The following is a 19471-nucleotide window of genomic DNA, read 5'->3' on the forward strand; positions in this document are numbered from 1 at the left end:
CGGTGGGCCGAGCCGAACGCCGTGGTCGGGATAGGGCCGGGGCAGCTCACGACCGCTTACCCCGCCGGAGCGAGTGGTAGACCATGCCGACACCGGCCACGGTGAGCAGCAGGCCGACGGTGAGCCACCGCAGCAGGGCGAACCCGGTGTAGCTGAGGTCCTGGTCCTCGGGATCGGTGGTGTCCGGCTTCTGACCGGAGGTGTCGGTGTCGGTGTCCGGCACCTGGGTGCCGGGGTCGTCGTCGGTGTCGGCCGCGCTGACGTCGGTGGAGGCGGTGGCGGTGTCGTCGGTGTCCTCGGAGTCGATGACGTCGGCCGCGGTCAGGGTGGCGATGTTGACCAGCGAGCCGACCCGGTCGATGCGGGCGGCGACCCGCAGCGTGGGCTGCTCCCCCGGCGTGATCGCGTCCAGGCGCCACACGCCCGACGCCGGGTCGTAGGTGCCGGTGCTGGTCACCGCGGAGATCAGGGTGACCCCGGCGGGCAGCTCGTCGGTGACCGTCACCGCGGGCGCGGTGGACGGGCCCGCGTTGCTGAGCACGACGACCCAGTTGATCTCGTCGCCCACCGCGGCCGTGGTCTTGTCCGCGGTCTTGACCACCGAGAGCGCGGTGCGGCGCTGGACTGGTTCGCTGGACACGGCGTCGTCGTCGGCGGTGTTGGCGTCCGCCGAGGACGAGGTGGCCAGCACCGAGTTGACCAGCGTGTCACCGGCCACCGCCGGGTCGATCGCGGCGGTGAGCCGGACCGTGGCGGTGGCACCCGCGGCGAGGGTGCCGATGCCGCAGCTGACGACGCTGTCGGTGGCGGTGCAGGTCGCCCCGGTGGCCGAGACGTAGGTGGCACCGGTGGGCAGCGCGTCGGTGATGACCACGTCGGCCGCGGCGCTGGTGCCCGCGTTGGTCACCGCGACCACCCAGGTCGCGTTGTCACCGGCGACGATCGGGCCGTCCACGGTCTTGCTGACCTGCAGGTCGACCTGGGCGTCGACGGTGCTGGTCGAGGAGGCGAAGTTGTCGGTCGGGCTCTGCTCCGCGGTCGACGACACCACCGAGGCGGTGTTGACGATCGAGCCGGAGGTGGCGTTCGCCCGCACCTGGCCGGAGATCAGCACCGTCGCGGAGTCGCCCGGCGCGATGTCGCCGAGGTCGCAGACCAGGCGGTTGGTGGTGAGCACGCAGCCCGCGGGCACCACGACGCCCTCGACGTTGGTGGGCAGCTGGTCGGTGAGCACGACCTCCCTGGCCGTGGAGCTGCCGTTGTTGGTGATGGTCAGCAGCCAGCTGATCGGGTCGCCCGGCGCGTACAGCGGGCGGTCCGGGGTCATGGCCAGGCCGAGGTCGGTCACCGCCGCCGCCGTGCCCGCGATGGACACCGTGTTGTCCGACGGGTCGGCCTCGGTGACGTCGGAGACCACGGTCGCGGTGTTGCTGATCGTGTTCGGCACGAACCCGGGGTCGACGTCGACCACGATCGTCACCGTCACGTCGCCGTCGGGCCCGATGGAGCCCGGGGTGCAGGTCACGACCTGGCCGGTGATGTCGCAGGTGCCCGCGGTCGCGGTCGCCGACACCGGGGTGAGGCCGGGGCCGATCGGGTCGGTGATGACCACGTTGGTGGCCGTCGAGTACCCGAAGTTGATGACCTCGATGGTGTAGGTCGCCTGCTGGCCGGGGGTGACCGGGTCGGGGCTCAGCGACTTGTCGATGGACAGGTCGGCGACCTGGCTGACCTGGGTGACGGCCAGGCTGGTGTTGTTCGAGACGTCGGTGTCGGACACCGTGGTGCTCACCGACGCGGCGTTGTCCAGTTGCTGGTCGCTGAACTCCGGGTCGACCTGGGCGGTGATGGTGAGCGCCCGGTCGCCGCCCTGGGCGAGGGTGCCCAGCGCGCAGCGGTAGGTGCGGCCGGTGAGCACGCAGGCCGGGTCGGCGCTGACCGGGGTGACGCCCTTGGGCAGGGTGTCGACCACGACCACGTTGCGCGCGTCGGACGGGCCGTCCGCGTGCACCCCCAGCGTCCAGGTGATGTTCTGGCCCGCGGTGATCTGCGTCGGGCCGCCCTTGGTGATGGACACGTCGGTCTCGGTGGAGACCACCTGGGTGACGATCACCGACTCGTTGCCGGGCACCGGGTCGTTCGTCGTGGACTCGACCAGGCCGACCACGGTGGCGTCGCCCGCGACGTCGGAGCTGAACACGCCGCGCACCTCGATCACGACCTCGGCGCCGGGCGCCAACGGGCCGAGCTCGCAGGCGATGGTGGTGTCACAGGTGACCCCGTTGGGCGCGAGGATCGTGATGTTCTCGAACTCGCCGGGCAGGCCGAGCGCCAGCCGGACGGCCACCGCGGTGGACGGACCGGCGTTGCGCGCCTTGGCGACCACGACCGCCGGGGCGCCCGCGGTCAGCGTGTCGGCGGTGAAGTCCAGCACCATCGACAGGTCTGCGTCGGCGGCGACCGGCTCGGACAGCGCCACCGTGTTGCCCGCGCCGTTCGGGTCGCTCGCGGCGGAGTCGACGGTCACGGTGCTGGTCAGCGGCGCGGTCTGCTCGGGCGCGACGGTCCCGGTCACCAGGACCTCGACCGAGGCGCCGGGGGCCAGCGAGGCGACGGTGCAGGTGACGGCGGTGTCGCAGGTGACGCCCGGCGGGGCGGTGACCACGACGTCGAGCAGGCCCGCCGGGACCGGGATGGTGATGGTCACCCCGGTGGCCACCGACGGTCCGGCGTTGGCCACGGTCGCGGTGATGGTCGCCGCGGCGCCCGCCACGACCCGGTCCGGGCCGATGTCGGCGGTGACGGTCAGGTCGGCGACGGCGGTGACCGAGTTGGACACCGTGATGGTGTTGTCGGTCTGGTCGGCGTCGGCGGTGGCCGAGTCGGCGGTCGCGGTGATCTCGATCGGGCCGGTCGCGTCGGCGGCGAGCACCGACTGGACCACCACGGTCACCGTGGCGCCCGGGGCGAGCGTCCCGACGGTGCACAGCACCGAGGAGTCGCAGGTGACGCCCGCGGGCGCGGTCACCTGGACCTGCTGCAGGCCCGACGGCAGTGGGATGGCGAAGGTGACGCCGGTCGCGGTGGACGGGCCGTCGTTGGTGATGTTCGCGGTGATCGTCACCGGCGAGCCCGCGACCGGCGGGCCGGAGGTGACCACCGCGGTGGCGACCAGGTCGGCGTTGGCGGCCACCGGCGCGGTGGTGGTGAACGAGTTGTCGGTCGGCGTCGAGTCGGTGGCGGGCGAGGTCGCCGAGGCGCTCACCGTCAGGTCACCGGTCGCCGCCGGGTCGACCGTGCCGCGCAGCACGATGGAGACCTGGGCGCCGGGGGCGACGCTCGCGATCACGCAGGTGCCCGCCGCGTCGCAGGTGACGCCCGCCGGGACCACGAAGTCCGCGCCGGTGAGCCCGGCGGGAACCGGGATCACGACGACCACGCCGGTCGCGGCGGACGGCCCGCTGTTGGCTACGGTGACGGTGGCCGACAGCGGCGAGCCCGCGGTCGGGGTGGCCGGGTCGAGCACGACCGTGGTGCGCAGGTCGGCGCTGACCACCAGCGGCGGCGTGATCGTCACGGTGCGGTCGGCCGGGTCCGGGCCGGGGGTCGGCGAGGACACGGTGGCGGTGAAGGTGGGCGGCGTCGTGGTGGTCGGGGTGACCCGGCCGGTGACCACGACGGTCAGCGTGGTGCCCGGTGCCACGTCGCCGATGGTGCAGCTGACGCTGTTGTCGCAGGTCACGCCCGGCGGCGCGGTGACCGTCACGCCATCGACACCGGGCGGGATCGGCAGGGTGAAGCTCACCCCGGTGGCCGTGGACGGGCCGCCGTTGCCGATCACGGTGGTGGCGGTGAAGTTCTCCCCGGCGGTCAACGTGCCCGGGTTGAACGTGGTGTTGATCGACAGGTCGGCGGACGAGGTGACCCCGGCGTTGAGGGTCACGGTGCCGCTGCCGTCGGGGTCGGGGGTGGCCGAGCCCGCGGTGGCGGTGAAGGTCAGCGCGGTCGTGTTCGCGTTCGGCGCGACGACCCCGTTGACCACCAGGTCGATGGTGGCGCCGGGCGCCAGGCTCGCCGCGGTGCAGCTGACGGTGTTGTCGCAGGTCACGCCCGGCGGGGCGGTGACGGTGACGTTCTGGACGCCCGCCGGGATCGGCAGGGTGAAGGTCACGCCGGTCGCGGTGGACGGGCCGGTGTTGCTGACCGTCGCGGTGACCCGCACCGGCGACCCGGCGACCAGGGCGGTCGGGTCGAGCGCCGCGGTCACGCCGACGTTGGCCGAGGCGGTCACCGCGGCGGTGGCCGACGCGCTGTTGTCCGCGGTCGACGGGTCGGGCGACGGCGAGGACGCCGCGGCGGTGAAGGTCAGCGACGAGTCGGCGAAGTCGGCGGCGACGGCGGCCACGACCACGATCTGCGCGGACGCGCCGGGCGCCAGCGGGTCGATGGTGCAGCTCACCGAGCGCGCCACACAGCTCACGCCACCGGGCGCGGTGTACTGGACGTCGGTGACGGTGACCCCGGCCAGGTCCGGCAGGTCGACGGTGACCGGTCCGGAGGTGGACGGGCCGGTGTTGCGGACGGTCACGGTGTGCTTGACCGTGGTGCCCGCGGTGACCGAGGTCGAGTCGAGCGCGCTGGTGACGGCGAGGTTCGCGGCGACCGTCACCGCCGTGGTGGCGGTGGCCGAGTCGTTGCCCGAGGTCGGGTCGGCGCTCGGCGAGTCCAGCGTGCCGGTGAAGGTCAGCGCCGGTCCGGTGTAGGTCGGGGCGATCGTGCCGGTGACCGCGATGGTGATCTGCGCGCCCGGGGCGAGGTCGCCCAGGGTGCAGACCGCAGTGGTGTCGCAGGTGACCCCGGCCGGGCCGGTGACCTGGACGCCGGTCAGCCCGGCCGGGATCGGCAGGGTGAACGTGGCGCCCGCGGCGGTCGACGGACCGGCGTTGCGCAGGGTCGCGGTGATCGCGATCGGGGTGCCCGCGACGGCGGTCGTGGGACCGGTCAGCGACACCAGTGCCAGGTCGGCGGCCACGGTGACCGGCAGGGTGATCGTGCTGGTGTTCCCGCTCGGCGCCGGGTCACCAGCACCGGAGGACGCGGCGCCGGTGAACGGCAGGTCGGAGCCGGTGAAGGTCGGCGACACCGTGCCGCGCACCGTGATCACCGTGTTCGCGCCCGCCGCGAGGGAGCTGATCGTGCAGGACACGGCGGTGTCGCAGGTGACGCCCGCCGGGGCGTCGACGACCACGTTGGTCAGGCCCGCGGGCACCGAGATGGTGACCGCGACACCGGTCGCGGTGGACGGACCCGCGTTGCTGACCGTCGCGGTGATCGCGACCGGCGACCCTGCGGTGAGCGAGCTCGGGTCGGCGGTGACGGCGACCCCGAGGTCCGCGGTGACCGCGACCGGGGACACCACGGTGGTGGAGTTGTCCGCCTGGTTCGAGTCCGGGGTGGAGCTCGCGGCACTGGCGGTCAGGCTCACGCTGCCGCCGGTGAAGCCCGCGTCCACCCGGCCGCGCACGACGACCACGACGTCGCCACCAGCGGCGAGCGGTCCCACCCTGCAGGCGACGGTGGTGTCGCAGGTGACCCCGGCCGGGGCGGTGACCAGGACGTCGACCACGCCTGCCGGGATCGGCAGGGTGAAGGTGACGCCCGCCGCGACGGACGGCCCGGCGTTGCGGATGGTCGTGGTCGCGCTGAACGGCGAGCCCGCGGTCAACCCGGCCGGGTCGACGACGGTCTGCACGGACAGCCCGGCCGAGGCGCCGGTCGCCGCGTCGTAGCCCGCGGTGTTGTTGCCCGGCGAGGCGTCCGGCGTCGGCGAGGACGCGGTGGCGCTGAACGGCAGGGTGCTCCCGGTGAAGGCAGGGTCGACGGTGCCGCGGATGGTGATCACGGTGGAGGCGCCGGGGGCGACCGTCGCCGCGGTGCAGACCACGGCGGTGGTGCAGGTGACGCCAGCGGGGGCGACGACCTCGACGTTGACCACACCGGCGGGCAGCGGCACGGCGAAGGTGACGCTGGTCGCGGTCGACGGGCCCGCGTTGCGCAGGGTCGCGGTCGCGGTGAACGCGGACCCGGCGGTGAGCGTGCCCGGGTCGACCGACAGCTGCGTGGACAGGTCGGCGTTGACGGCGACCGGGCGGGTCGTGCTGCTGCTGTTGCCCGTCGTGTCCGGGTCCGGCGTCGGCGACGACACCGCGGTGTCGAAGGTCAGCGACCCGCCGGTGAAGTCCGGCGCGACCCGACTGGTCACGGTGATCACGAGCTGCTCGCCCGCGTCGACCGAGCCGACGTTGCAGGCGACCGAGGTGTCGCAGGTGACCCCGGCGGGGGCGTTCACCAGGACGTCGATCAGACCTGCCGGGACCGGGAAGGTGTAGGTGGTCCCGACCGCGGCAGAGGGGCCGGTGTTGCGGATGGTGGTGGTGATCGTGACCGGCGAGCCCGCGGTCAGCCCGCCGGACGGGTCGACGGTGGTGGACGCGCTCAGGTCGGCGGAGGCGTTGACCTGGACCGGCACCGTGGTGCTGTTGTCGGCGGTGTCCTGGTCGGCGGTCGGCGAGGCGACCGAGCCGGTGAACACCAGCCCGGTGCCCGCGAAGTCCGGCGCGACCCTGGCCCGGACGAGGACGTCGACCTGGGTGTTCGGCGCGAGGGACCCGATGGTGCAGGCGACCGCCGTGTCGCAGGTGACGCCCGCGGGGGCGACGACCTCGACGTCGACCACCCCGGCCGGGATCGGCAGGGTCAGCGTGACGCCGGTGGCGGCCGAGGGACCGTCGTTGCGGGCGCTGACGGTCGTGGTGAACGCCTCGCCGGAGACCAGGCTGAGCGGGTTCGGGGTGACGGTGACCCGCAGGTCGGCGGTCACGCCGACGGTGCCGGTGACCGTGGTCGAGTTGTCGGCCTGGTTCGGGTCGGCGGTGGTGGCCGCGGTGCTCGGGGTGAACGCCAGCGACGGGCCGGTGAAGGCCGGGTCGACGGTGCCGCGCACCTCGACCCGCACGTCGGCGCCGGGGGCGACCGAGCCGATGGTGCACTTCACCGAGGTGTCGCAGGTGACGCCCGCCGGGGCGATGACCTCGACGCCGATGACGCCCGCCGGGATCGGCAGGGTGAAGGTGGCGCCGGTCGCGGTGGACGGACCGCTGTTGGAGACCGTGGTCACCGAGGTGAACGGCGACCCGGCGACCAGGGCGGTCGGGTCCAGGGTGGAGACGACCGACAGGTTGGCGGAGCTGCCGACCGCGGTGGTGGCGGTCGCGGTGTTGTCCGCGGTCGACGGGTCGTTCGCGGCGGTCGTGGTCGTGGCGGTCAGCGTGAGGTCGGGCGCGCTGAAGTCGGGGGCGATCCGACCGCGCACCGTGATCTCCACGGAGGCGCCCGGGGCGAGGTCCCCGAAGGTGCAGCTGACCCCGGTGGTGCAGCTGACCCCGGCCGGGCTGAGCACCTCGACGTCGACGATCCCAGAGGGCAGCGGCAGCGACAGCGTGGTGCCCGCGGCGGTGGACGGACCCGCGTTGCGCACCGTCACCTTGGCGGCGACCGGGGAACCGGCGACCACGGCACCGGGCTCGTAGGCGAGCGTGACGCCGAGATCGGCCGCGGTGCCCACGGTGCCGGTGACGCTGAACGCGTTGTCGGCGGTGTTCGGGTCGGTTACCGCGGAGGTCGCGGAGCCGGTGAAGGTCAACGGGCTGGTGACGGTGGGGGCCACGGTGCCGCGGACGACCACGGTCACCGTGCCGCCTGCCGGAACGGTCCCCACGGTGCAGGCGACCGCGGTGTCACAGGTGACCCCGGCGGGCGCGCCCACGGTGACACCGGTGACGCCGGCGGGCACCGGAACGGTGAAGCTGACGCCGGTCGCGGCGGACGGGCCGTTGTTGGTCAGCGTGGTGGTGACCGCGATGGCGGTGCCCGCGGTGATCGGGTTCGGGGTGACCTGGGCGGTGAACGCCAGGTCGGCCGCGGTGGCGGTCGTGCCCGTGTCGGTGGACGAGTTGTTGCCCGGCGTCGGGTCGGACGTCTGGGCGGTGGCCGTCGCGGTGGCGGTGATCGGCGCGGTCACGTCCTGCGCGACGGTGCCGCGCAGCACGACCCGCACGGAGGCGTTGGGCGCCAGGGTGCCGAGGGTGCAGAACACGCCGGTGTCGCAGTTCACCCCGGCGGGCGCGGTGACGCTGACGTTGATCACGCCCGCGGGCACCGGGATGGCCAGGGTGGCGCCGACCGCGGTGGACGGGCCGCGGTTGACCACGTCGGCGACGATCTCGATCGGGCTGCCCGCGACCGGGTTGTCCTGGGTGATGTCGAGCAGCGCGTCGAGGTCGGCCGACGCGGCGACCGGCCTGGTCACCGAGGAGGTGCCGTCACCGGGGGTCGGGTCCGGGGTGGTCGAACCGGAGGTGGCGGTCAACGTGATCGAGTTGCCCGCGTAGGCCGGGTCGAGCACGCCGGTGACGGTGATGACGACGTCGGCGCCCGGCTCGATGGAGCCGATGGTGCACGCCACCGAGGTGTCGCAGGTGACGCCGACCGGGGCGTTGACCACGACGTTCGTCAGGCCCGCGGGCACCGGGATCGCCAGGGTGACGCCCGCGGCGGTGGACGGACCCGCGTTGCTGACCCGCGCGGTGGCGGTGACCGGGGTACCCGGGGTCACTGTGGCCGGGTCGACGGCGAGCGCCACGGAGACGCCCGCGTTCGCGCCGACCGGCGTGGTCGTGGTGGCGGTGTTGTTGGCGGGCGTCGGGTCGGCGCTGGAGGTGGCCGCCGAACCGGTCAGGGTGATGTCCGGGCCGGTGAACCCGGGGGCGACCCTGGCCCGCACGGTGATCACGGACTCAGTGCCGGGCGCGAGCGTGCCGACCGTGCAGGCGACGCTCTCGTCACAGGTCACCCCGGCCGGGGCGGTGACCTCGACGGCGACGACTCCGCTGGGCACCGGGAGGGTGAAGGTGGTGCCGGTCGCGGTGGACGGGCCCTCGTTGCGCACGGTCGCGGTGACGGTCACCGGCGATCCGGCGACCAGCGGCCGCGGGTCGACGACGAGCGCGACGCGCACGTCCCCGGCGACGCCGACACCGGTGGTGGCGGTGCTGCTGTTGTCGGCGGGCGACGGGTCGCTCACCGGGGAGGTGACCGTCGAGGTGACGGTGATGTCCGGGGTGGTGACGTCCGCCTTGACCCGGCCGCGCACGGTGACCACCAGGTCCTGGCCCGGCGCCACACTCGCGGCGGTGCACCGGACGGAGGTGTCGCAGGTGACGCCGGGGGGCGCCTCCACCGTGATGTCCTCCAGCCCGGCGGGCACCGGCAGGGTGAACACGACACCGGTGGCCGTGGACGGCCCGCCGTTGCGGATCGTCGAGGTCAGGGTGACCGGCGAGCCCGCGGTGAGCGGGCTGGGCGCGACCGCGGTGACGACCGACAGGTCGGCCGACGACGAGGTCGACGAGGTCGCGGTGGCGGAGTCGTTGGTCGGATTGTTGTCGGGGCTGGACGCGTCAACCGAGGCGGTCAGCGCCAGCGTGCCGCCGGTGAAGTCGGGGGCGAGCACACCGCGCACGATCACGGTGATCTCGGTGCCGGGCAGCATGGTGCCCACCGCGCAGGCCACGGTCGGGTCGCAGGTGACGCCCGGGGGCGCGGTGACCTGCACGTCGCGCAGTTCGGCCGGGATCGGCAGCGTGAAGGTCACGTCGGTCGCGGTGGACGGGCCGTTCGCCCGCACGGTCGCGGTGACCGTCACCGGCGAACCGGCGACCGGGGCAGCCGGGTCGATGGTGGCGGTGACCCCGAGGTCGGCGGAGACCTCGGACTGGGAGACGGTGGTGGTCGTGTTGTCGCCCGGGTTCGGGTCACCGGCGTCGGAGGACACCGACGCCGACACGGTCAGCGTGTTCTCGGTGTAGGTGGGCGACACCCGGCCGCGGAGGACGATCTGGATGTCGCCGACCGGCAGGGTCCCGACAGCGCAGGCCACCGTGACGTCGCAGGTGACGCCGGGGGGCGCCTCCACAGTGACGTCCTCGAGCCCGACCGGCACCGGGAGGGTGAAGGTGGTGCCCGCCGCGACCGACGGACCGGCGTTGGTGATCTTCGCGGTGATGGCCACCGGGCCACCGGCCACGACCGGCGTCGGGTTCACCGAGACGGCGATCCGCAGGTCGGCGGTCGGGCTGACCGGCGTGCTCGCGGTGGCGGTGTTGTCACCGGGGTTCGGGTCCTCGACCGGGCTGGCGACCGTCGCCTCGGCGTCGACCAGCGGCGCGGAGAAGTCGGCTGGCACGGTGGCCCGCAGGGTGAGCTGCGCGCTGCCCTCCTTGCCCGGGGTGAGCGCGGGGATGACGCACCGCAGGGCGGCGCTGTCGCAGGTGACCCCGGGCGGCCCGGTGAGGGTCGCGCCGGTGGTGCCCGCCGGGGCGACCGCGGTGACCACGATGTCGCGCGCGGTCGACGGACCGGCGTTGATCGCGGTGACCGTCCAGCTCGCCTGCTGGCCCGGGGTGACCGTCGGGGTGTCGGAGACGACCTCGACGAAGATGTCGGCGCGCGGCCGCACCGTGCTCGACGCGCTGTCGCTGCGACCGTCCGGCTGGGTGTTGGTCGGTTCCGCGACGGCCGATTCCAGCGTCGCGCTGCTGCTCAGCTGCGCGGCGGTGACGTCAGGGGCGACCATTGCGTAGACCGTGACCGTCGTGGTGTTGCCCGCGCCGACCGTGCCCAGGTCGCAGCGGACCGTCTGGTCGACAACCGTGCAGGTGCCGCCGGAGGCGATCGCGGTGATCTCACCGACACCCGCGGGCAGCGTGTGCACGACGGTGACCGGGGCGTCGGACGGCCCGGAGTTGACCACCTCCAGGTCCCAGGTCGCGGTGTCGCCGGGGACGATCTCGGCGGGCGCGGTCAGGTCGACCGACAGGTCCGCCACCCGGACGACCGCGGCCTCGGCGCTGGCCGAGTTGTTGCTCTGGTCGGGGTCGGCGGTCGAGCCCTGCACGGAGATGGACTTGACGATGTTGCCATCGGCGAACGACGAGGCCACCCGCACCGGGATCCGCACGATCACGGCGGTGGTCGGGTCGATCCGGCCGAGGTCGCAGACCACGCTGCGGCCGATCATCGAGCAGGTGCCCTGGGTGGAGGTGATCGGGCCGCCGATGTCGGTGCCATCGGGCAGCGGCGAGAAGGTCACCACGCCCTGGGTGCTGGACGGGCCCTGGCTGCTGACGGTCGCGGTGTAGAGCAGGGTGGTGCCCGGCGCGACCGGGTTCGGGTCGACCGAGAGGCCGGTCGCCAGGTCGGCCGAGGTGGTGACCGCGACGGTGGACGCCGCCGAGTTGTCCCGGCCGTCCGAGTCGGGGGTCGGCGACGAGACGTTGATCCGCGACTCCAGCGTGGAGCCCGCGTAGTTGGGGTCGACCGTGCCGGTGAACCGGACCACGACCGAGGCGCCCGGCGCGATGTCGCCCAGCGAGCACGCGGTGAGGTTCTGGCAGGACGGCTGGTCGCTGGTCAGGCCGAGCAGACCGGCGGGCAGGACCCCGTCGAGGGCGACCGCGTCGGCGGTGGACGGGCCGTCGTTGGTGATGGTGACGGTGTAGGTCAGCGGCCTGCCCGCGACCACGGTGCCGGGCACCGCGACCCCGATGGACAGGTCGGCCGACTCGGTGGCCGAGGCGGTGACCGACCCGGAGTTGTCCGAGCCGTCCACCTCGGGCGTCGGGCTCGACACCGAGGCGGTGTTGGCGACCGTGTCGCCTGCGCCATCGGCGAGCACACCGCGCACGGTCACCGTGACCGGCGGCGCGCCCGCGGCGATGGTGCCCAGCGCGCAGGCGACGTCCTGCCCGGTCAGCGTGCAGGTGCCTACCGGGGTCTGGACGGTGAGCTGGCCGACGGTGGCGGGCACCGTGTCGGCGAGGGTGACCGACTGGGCGTCGGACGGGCCGCCGTTGCTCACCTCGATGGCGAACACGATCGGCGCCCCCTGCACCGGGATGCCGCTGGTGACCGCCTTGGCGACGTGCAGGTTCGCCTGCGGGGTGACCGGCGAGCTGGTGCTGGTCGAGTTGTTGGTCGAGTCGGGGTCGGGGGTGCCGGACGCGGACGTGCCGGTGGCGGCGATGCTCGGCGCGGTGACGTTCGAGGCGAGCAGCCCGGACAGGGTCACCAGCACCGTGACGCCGGGGGCGATGGCGCCGACCGGGCAGCTGATGTCGCGGCCGGTGACCGTGCAGGTGCCCGCCTGGGTGGTCGCGGTGATCGCGCTGACGCCCTGCGGGAGGGTGGCGGTGAGCGTGACGCCGTCCGCGGTCGACGGGCCGAGGTTGCGCGAGCTGAGCACCCAGGTCAGCCGGGTGCCCGGCACGGCGCCAGCCGGGGCGGAGAGGGTGGTGACGAGGTCCGCGGCGCGGCTGGCCGAGGAGACCGAGTCGGCGACGTTGTTGGACAGGCTCGGGTCTGGGGTCTGCGCGATGGCCTCCGCTCCCACGGTGAGCGGGCCGGAGTAGGCGGCGTCGATGGTGCCGGTGAGCGTGAGGTCGATGGTCTGCCCGGCGGTGACGACGCCGATCGGGCAGGTCGCGGCGGCGCCGGAGACGGTGCACACCCCGGACGGCCAGCGGACGGACGCGTTGGTGAGGTACGCGGGGATCGCGACCGTGACCGAGGTGCCGACCGCGTCGGACGGACCGGCGTCGCTGACCCGCACGGTCCAGGTGGCGGGCTGGCCCGCGACGACAGTGGCGGGCTGCACGACCACGACGGCGACGTCGGCCTGCGGGTTCGGCGTGCTGACCGCGGTGGCGGTGTTGTCGCGGGTGTCGGGGTCGGCGGTGCCGCCGCTGATCGTGCCGGTGTTGCGCAGCGAGGCCTCGCTGAACCCGGCGGCGAGCGTGCCGGAGACGGTGACCGAGGCCGACCCGCCGACCGGGATGTCGCCGATCGGGCAGCTGAAGCGCTGGCCGGTGAGCGCGCACCCGGCCTGCGGGCGCGGGGTGACCCCGGCGGGCAGCTCGTCGTTGACCACGACGCCGCGCGAGGTGGACGGGCCGCTGTTGGTGACGGTGAACGTCCAGTTCACCTGCGAGCCCGGCACGACCGGCTCGGGCTGCGCGACCACGGACAGGGCCAGGTCGGCGCTGCTGGTGGTGTCCGAGACCGCGGACGAGGTGTTGTCGCTGGGGTCCGGGTCGCTGGAGGTGCTGGAGACGGTGACGGTGTTGGTGACACCGGTGCCGGTGTAGTCGGGGGCGAGCGTGCCGGTGACGGTGACCGTGGCGGTCGCGCCCGAGGCGAGCACACCGATGGCGCAGACCGCGGCACCGCTGCCGTTGATCGAGCAGGTGCCGAGGGTGGAGGCCACCGCGCTGTAGGTGACGCCTGCCGGGGCCGGGTCGGTGGTGGTGACGCCGTAGGCCGAGGACGGGCCGTCGTTGCGGACGACCGCCTGCCAGGTGAGCTTGCCGCCCGCGACAGGGGCACCGGAGGTGAGCACCTGGACGACGGAGACGTCCGCGACAGCGCCAACGGTGGCGGTAGCGGTAGCGGCGTTGTCGGACGGGTGCGAGTCGGCCACGGCGGCCGACGCGGTGACGGTGTTGGACACGGTGGACCCGGCGGGGGCGCCGCTGGACAGGTTCACCGTGATGTCGGCGGACACCGAGGCGCCGACCGCGAGCGACGGCCAGGTGCAGCGCACCGCGCCGGTGTCGAACACGCAGCTCCCGCCGCCCGCGGCGGTGGCGCTGACGAACGTGGTGCCCGCGGGCAGCGGGTCGGTGAGCACGACCTGCGGGGCGACCGACGGGCCGAGGTTGGTGGTGCCGACCCGGTAGGTGGCGGGGGTGCCCGCGACCAGCGGCCCGGAGGTCAGCGAGATGGCCGAGCGCAGGTCGGCGTTGGCGCTGACCGACTGGGTGGCCGAGCTGGAGTTGTTGGCGGTGATGGAGTCCGAGGTGGCCGCGCTGACCGTGGCGGTGTTGACCACGGTCGGCGACGAGTAGTCGGCGGCGAGGCGGACGGTGAGCGCGACGGTCCTGATCGCGCCCTGGGCCAGGTCGCCGATCGCGCAGCGGACCTCGGTGCCGACCAGGGCGCAGCTCGGGTCGGCCGAGATGAAGCTCAGCCCGGTGGGCAGCGGGTCGGAGATGACCACCGACCTGGCGACCGAGGGGCCGTTGTTGGCGACGGTGATGGTGTAGCTGGTGTCGCGGCCCGCCTCGGCGTTGCCCGAGGTCGCGTTGGTGGTGATGGCCAGGTCGGCGTCGGCGCTGACCGTGGCCGCCAACGAGATCGCCCGGTTGGCAGGCGTCGGGTCGGGGGTCGGCGAGCCGACCGCGGCGGTGTCGGTCAGCACGGTGCCCGCCGGGGTGTCCGCGGGGACGAGGGCGTTGAGCACCACGACCCGGGAGCTGCCGGGCGGGATCGTGCCGAACGAGCAGTTGACGCCTGTGTTGTCGGGGGTCGGTGTGCAGGTGCCGCCCTGGACGGACACGCCGCCGGGCAGCAGGACCATCCCGGTGGGCAGGGTGTCGGACAGCACGACCGCGGTGGCGATGGACGGCCCGGTGTTGGACACGGTCAGCGTGTAGGTCTGCGCGGTGCCCGCGCGGACCGGGTTCTGCGACATGGTGCCGGTGAGCACCAGGTCGGCGCTCTGCACGACGGGCGTGGAGAGGATGTCGAGCTGGTCCTCGCCACCGGGGCTCGGGCTGAGCGTGACGACCTGGGCCCTGGTCTCCACCGCACCGGACGCGGTCGGCGACACGTCCACGGTCACCGACAGCGCGTCGCTGGTGCCCGCCGGGAGCCGGTCGAGCACGCAGGTGACGACCGTGCCCGCGACCGTGCAGGACCCGAGGGTGCTGACCGCGGAGACGACCGTGAGCTCGGCGGGCACCGTGTAGGTGACGGTCACGCCCGTCGCGTCGGACGGTCCGTTGTTGGCGGCGACGATGGCGTAGGTGGCGCGGGCACCGGCGACGAGCGGCGAGGGGGTGACCGACTGGTCGATGGTAAGCCGCGAGTAGGCGGTGACTGCGGCGGCCGCGGTGACGGAGTTGTTCAGCAGCACCGGGTCCGGGCTGGAGGTGCTGATGGTCGCCGAGAAGCTGCGCGGGCCCGGCGGGCTCGACGCGGCGATCCGGCCGGAGACGGTGCCGTCAAGCACCCGACCGGCGGTCATGGTGCCGACCGCGCAGTTCACCCGCCCGCCGGTGACCGGGCAGTTGACCCCGTCCAGGGTGACGACGAGGTCGAGGACACCGGCCGGGAGGTCGGCGACGACGGCGACGTCGCGGGCGTCCGAGGGGCCCGAGTTGGCCACGCTGAAGGTGCGGGTGAACGCCTCACCGGCGACGAGGGTGCCGGGGGCCTGCACATTGGCGATGCGCACGTCGGCCTCGGCGCGGACCGACACCGGCGTGCTGGCGGTGTTGTTGGACTGCGTCGGGTCCGGCGTGGTCGAGGCGACGGTGGCGGTGGCACTGGCCGGGCCGAGCGCCTGTCCCGAGGGGACGGACACGTCGACGGTGACCGAGGCGGCCGCGCCCGCGGCGAGGTTGCCGAAGTTGCAGACCACCCGGCCCGCCTGGATCTGGCAGGTGCCGGTGGTCGGGGTGATGGTGCCGATGGTGAAGCCCGCCGGGAGGGCCTGGTTGGAGGTGACGCCCTGGGCCACCGACGGGCCCCCGTTGGTGACGGTCATGGTGTAGCGGGTACCGGTGCCCGCGAAGACCGACGGCGCGGCGACGACCTGGGTGACGGAGAGGTCGGCCTGCGCGGTCACCGAGGAGACGTGCGTCGCGGTGTTGTCCGCGGGGTTCGGGTCGGTGCTGGTCGAGGTGACCGTCGCGGTGTTGGTGAACCCGCCGACCGGCACGACGCCCGGGGTGTCGGCGGTGATGGTGATCGTGGCGGTCCCGTCGACGGCCAGCCTGCCGACCTGGCAGGTGATCGTCCGCACGACGATGGTGCAGGCGCCCTGGGTGGCCTGCTCGCCGGTGGCGGTCAGCCCGACCGGCAGCGTGTCGGTGATCACCACGTTGTCGGCGACCGAGGGGCCGTGGTTGGACACGACCAGGTTGTAGGTCAGCGGACCGCCCGCGACGACCGGCTGCGGGACCGCGGTCTTGGTGATGCTGAGGTCGCTGACCCGGCCGACGACGGTGGCCACGCTGGCCGAGTCGTTGGCGGTGAACTCCTGCGGGGTGCTGGTGGTCGCGGTGGCGGCGTTGGTCAGCTCACCGGCCGGGCGGTCGGGGGCGATGGCCACGCGCAGGCTGATCGTCACCGCGCCGCCCGCGGGCACCACACCGATCTGGCACGAGACGGTGGTCCCGGTGGTGCAGGTGCCGGACTGCGGGCTGGCGCTGACGACGGAGACCCCGGTCTGGATCGGGTCGTTGACCACCACGTTGCGCGCGTCGGAGGGGCCGTCGTTGGTGACGGTGATCGTGTAGTTGGTCCTGGTGCCCGCGACCGGGTTCGGGGTGGAGGCGGTCTTGGTCACCCGCAGGTCGGCCAGCGGCGCGGTGGGCTGCGTCGCGGTCGAGGAGTTGTTGCCGTTGGCCGGGTCCGGTGTGCTGGCCGAGGCCGACGAGGTGATCGACAGCGTCGGGGCGGCGAAGCCGGGGTCGACGGCGAGCACGACGTCGGCGGTGAAGCTGGCGCCGGGGGCGAGGGTGCCGACGACGCAGGTGAGGGTGCCCGCGCTGACGGTGCAGCCGTCGGTGGCCCACACCACGGTGGTGCCATCCGGCAGCGGGATGTTGATCACGACATCGCGGGCGGTCGACGGACCGGCGTTGGTGACCGTGGTGGTCAGCACGGTCTGCTCGGTGCCGGGCACGACCGGGCCGTTGAGCGAGCTGGTGACCTGAAGGTCGGCGGACTGGGTGACGGTCACCGGGACGGACGCGGTGTTGTTGACCGAGACGTCGTCGGCTGTGGTCCCGGCGACCCGCACCGAGTTGATCACCACTCCCCCGGCGGTGTCGGCGTTGACCCTGGCCACGACCGGGATCGCGACGGTGGCGCCGTTGGCGACCGTGCCGAGCGAACAGGTGATGGTCTGACCGGACGGCGAGCACGTCACGCCCGCGGGCGGGGCGGTGGAGACGTAGGTGGTGCCGGTGGGCAGCGTGTCGGTGAGGGTGACGCCGGTGCCGGGGTTGGGACCGTTGTTGATCGCGGAGATCGTGTAGGTGACCGTCTGGCCCGCGTTCTGCGTGGGCGAGGCGACCGTCTTGGCCGCGGCGAGGTCGGCGAGCGCGGTGACCGTCGTGTTGACCGCGTTGCCCGCGAAGGAGTAGTTGCGGTTGAGCGTGCGGGCCTTGTAATCGAGGATCGGGGTGTTGACGATCGTGGAGCCCGCGGCGGCGCGGGTGACGGTGGCGCGGAACCGGGTGGCAACCGCTCCCCCGGGCGAGATGGATCCACCCGTGGTCGCGTTGGCCCCGATGCCCACCCGGTAGCGGACAGTTCTGTCCCCTGCTGTGTAGTCGGCGGTGTCGTCACCCGTCGCGTCCGTCTTGGTGCCGGTAGCGCCACCGGGGTCGGCCTCGACTACGAGGCTGCCGGGCACGAACGTCAGGCCCGCGGGCAGCGGGTCGCGCACCACGGCGGTGTCGGCGAAGTCGCCGCCGGTGTTGGTGAAGGTGAGCCGGTACTCCAGGGTGTCGCCCGGCTGGGCCGGGTTGTTGCCGTTGAGGTTGGTCACGGTCTTGCTCACCGCGTTGAACGACGGGGTGAACAGGTCGATCTGGCTGGTGACCACGCCGGGGTAGTACGAGTCGCCGCTGGAGGTCAGGTTGATGGTGGCCGACGTGCTGCCGTTGCTGAGCACGTTGGTGGTGGCGATGCGACCGATGTCGACGCCGAAGTTGTTCAGGTTCGCGGGGTTGCGGCCGATCTGGTCGACACCGGCGTCGCTGATGCGCGAGTCGAAGAAGTTCGCCGCGGGTCGGGTGGCGTCGCTGAGGGTGGTGCCCGCCAGGCGCAGCGCGTCGCCGGTGGTGCCGTAGTCGCCCTCCCAAGCCACTACGCCGACGGAGGCGTTGACGTTGCCCGTGGTCGGGGTGAGGAAGCCGGTGACCGGGATGTCGACGCTGTTGTTGCCGGTGGCGGAGGTGATGTCCGCGAAGCCCTCGAACACCCGCAGGTTGCGCAGCGGCAGCGACGGGTTGCGGTAGGAAACGATCAGCGACCAGCCCGCGTAGCGGTCCTGACCGGTGGCGGCGCCGATGTCCGCGCCCATGTAGAGGCCGTTGCCCCCGGCCTTGACGATGTCGGTGACATCAACCGAAGCCTGGAAGGGGCCGCCGTCGCTGATGACGAGCGCGCTGGGCTGGATCAGGTTGGTCGCGGTGAGGGTGGTGTACGAGGTCGTGCCGGGAGCGCGGAACTTGATGGTGTTGACGGCCTTGGTCGGCGCGACGCCGTTGGTCCCCGCGATGGTGCGCCCACCCCAGATCAGGCGCGCGTTGAGCACGGTGGACCCGGCGGGCATCGCCAGCGTCGCGGTCGAGGAGTTCGAAGTGGACAGATCGAGGTCCACATCGACGAACCCCATGTTGTAGACGTTGTTGTTGTTCGACGTGCCGGTGGCGGTACCGGCACGTGCGGAGGCGCAACCCGAGGACAGCGTTGGGCAGTCCATGCTGCTGGCGCCGACGAGCGTGATGGCACCGTTGTCCTCAGTGGAGTACACCGCGTCGAACGGGGCCCGCACGATCGCTTGCGCGGGCGTGGGCGCGACGACAGGCAAGAGGGTCGCCAGCAAAGCCGCGGTCAAGCTGAGCACACCCGCTCGGGTGCGCCGCTGAACCGTGGGTCGATACACCGCGCCCATGGCAAATCCTTTGGCGTCGCAGAGGGAAACTGAGATCACCTTAAGCGGAGAAACAGAAGTTGGCATGCGCCCTACCCAATCGGGTGGGGATAACCGAAATCCATCACCGAGCGCAGAGAAGTGCCGTCGAGGTGTCGCCCTACCGGGCAAGAACATGCTGGTCAACGGCACGCGCACGTGACATCGGGCCGAGGGAAGGACAGTCCGTGACCGGCGTGACCGATCTTGCTCGCGGCGTGGTCGACCGCCCCTCGGCGATTCACTCGATTTGGCGGGAGCGACCCGAACGATCGCCACAAGGATGAGGCAATTTCTCCGCCCAGCATCACTGGGAGCCAGCTTTTCCCGGTTTACCAACCCGAAAACCACCCATACGGGTTGGGCCTCACCCGAGTAACACGGGAGCATTTCCCACCGCGTGGCCGGAGAGTCCACTTCGGATAGTTGGATGCGAGGTCGGGCACTAGTGCGTTTGGACTACCTGCTCGTCCCAAAGGGACGGAGAGCTGTTTACGCTACCGAGACTCAACGGGCCTAGATGTGCCCACCGCCCCGTGCAGCGACAAGACTGTTGGCCCTAACAGCGGATTTGCTACGGCAAAT

General features: G+C 73.0%; 1 protein-coding gene. It reads right to left on the bottom strand.

What is annotated here, in order from left to right:
- Positions 1-46: 46 nt before the first annotated feature.
- Entirely contained in the window at positions 47-18811 is an 18765-nt protein-coding gene (locus tag BMY07_RS32285) for a DUF11 domain-containing protein (protein ID WP_177215928.1), read from the bottom strand.
- Positions 18812-19471 lie beyond the last annotated feature (660 nt).

Source organism: Actinokineospora terrae (assembly GCF_900111175.1).
In the GTDB taxonomy this organism is placed as follows: Bacteria; Actinomycetota; Actinomycetes; order Mycobacteriales; family Pseudonocardiaceae; genus Actinokineospora; species Actinokineospora terrae.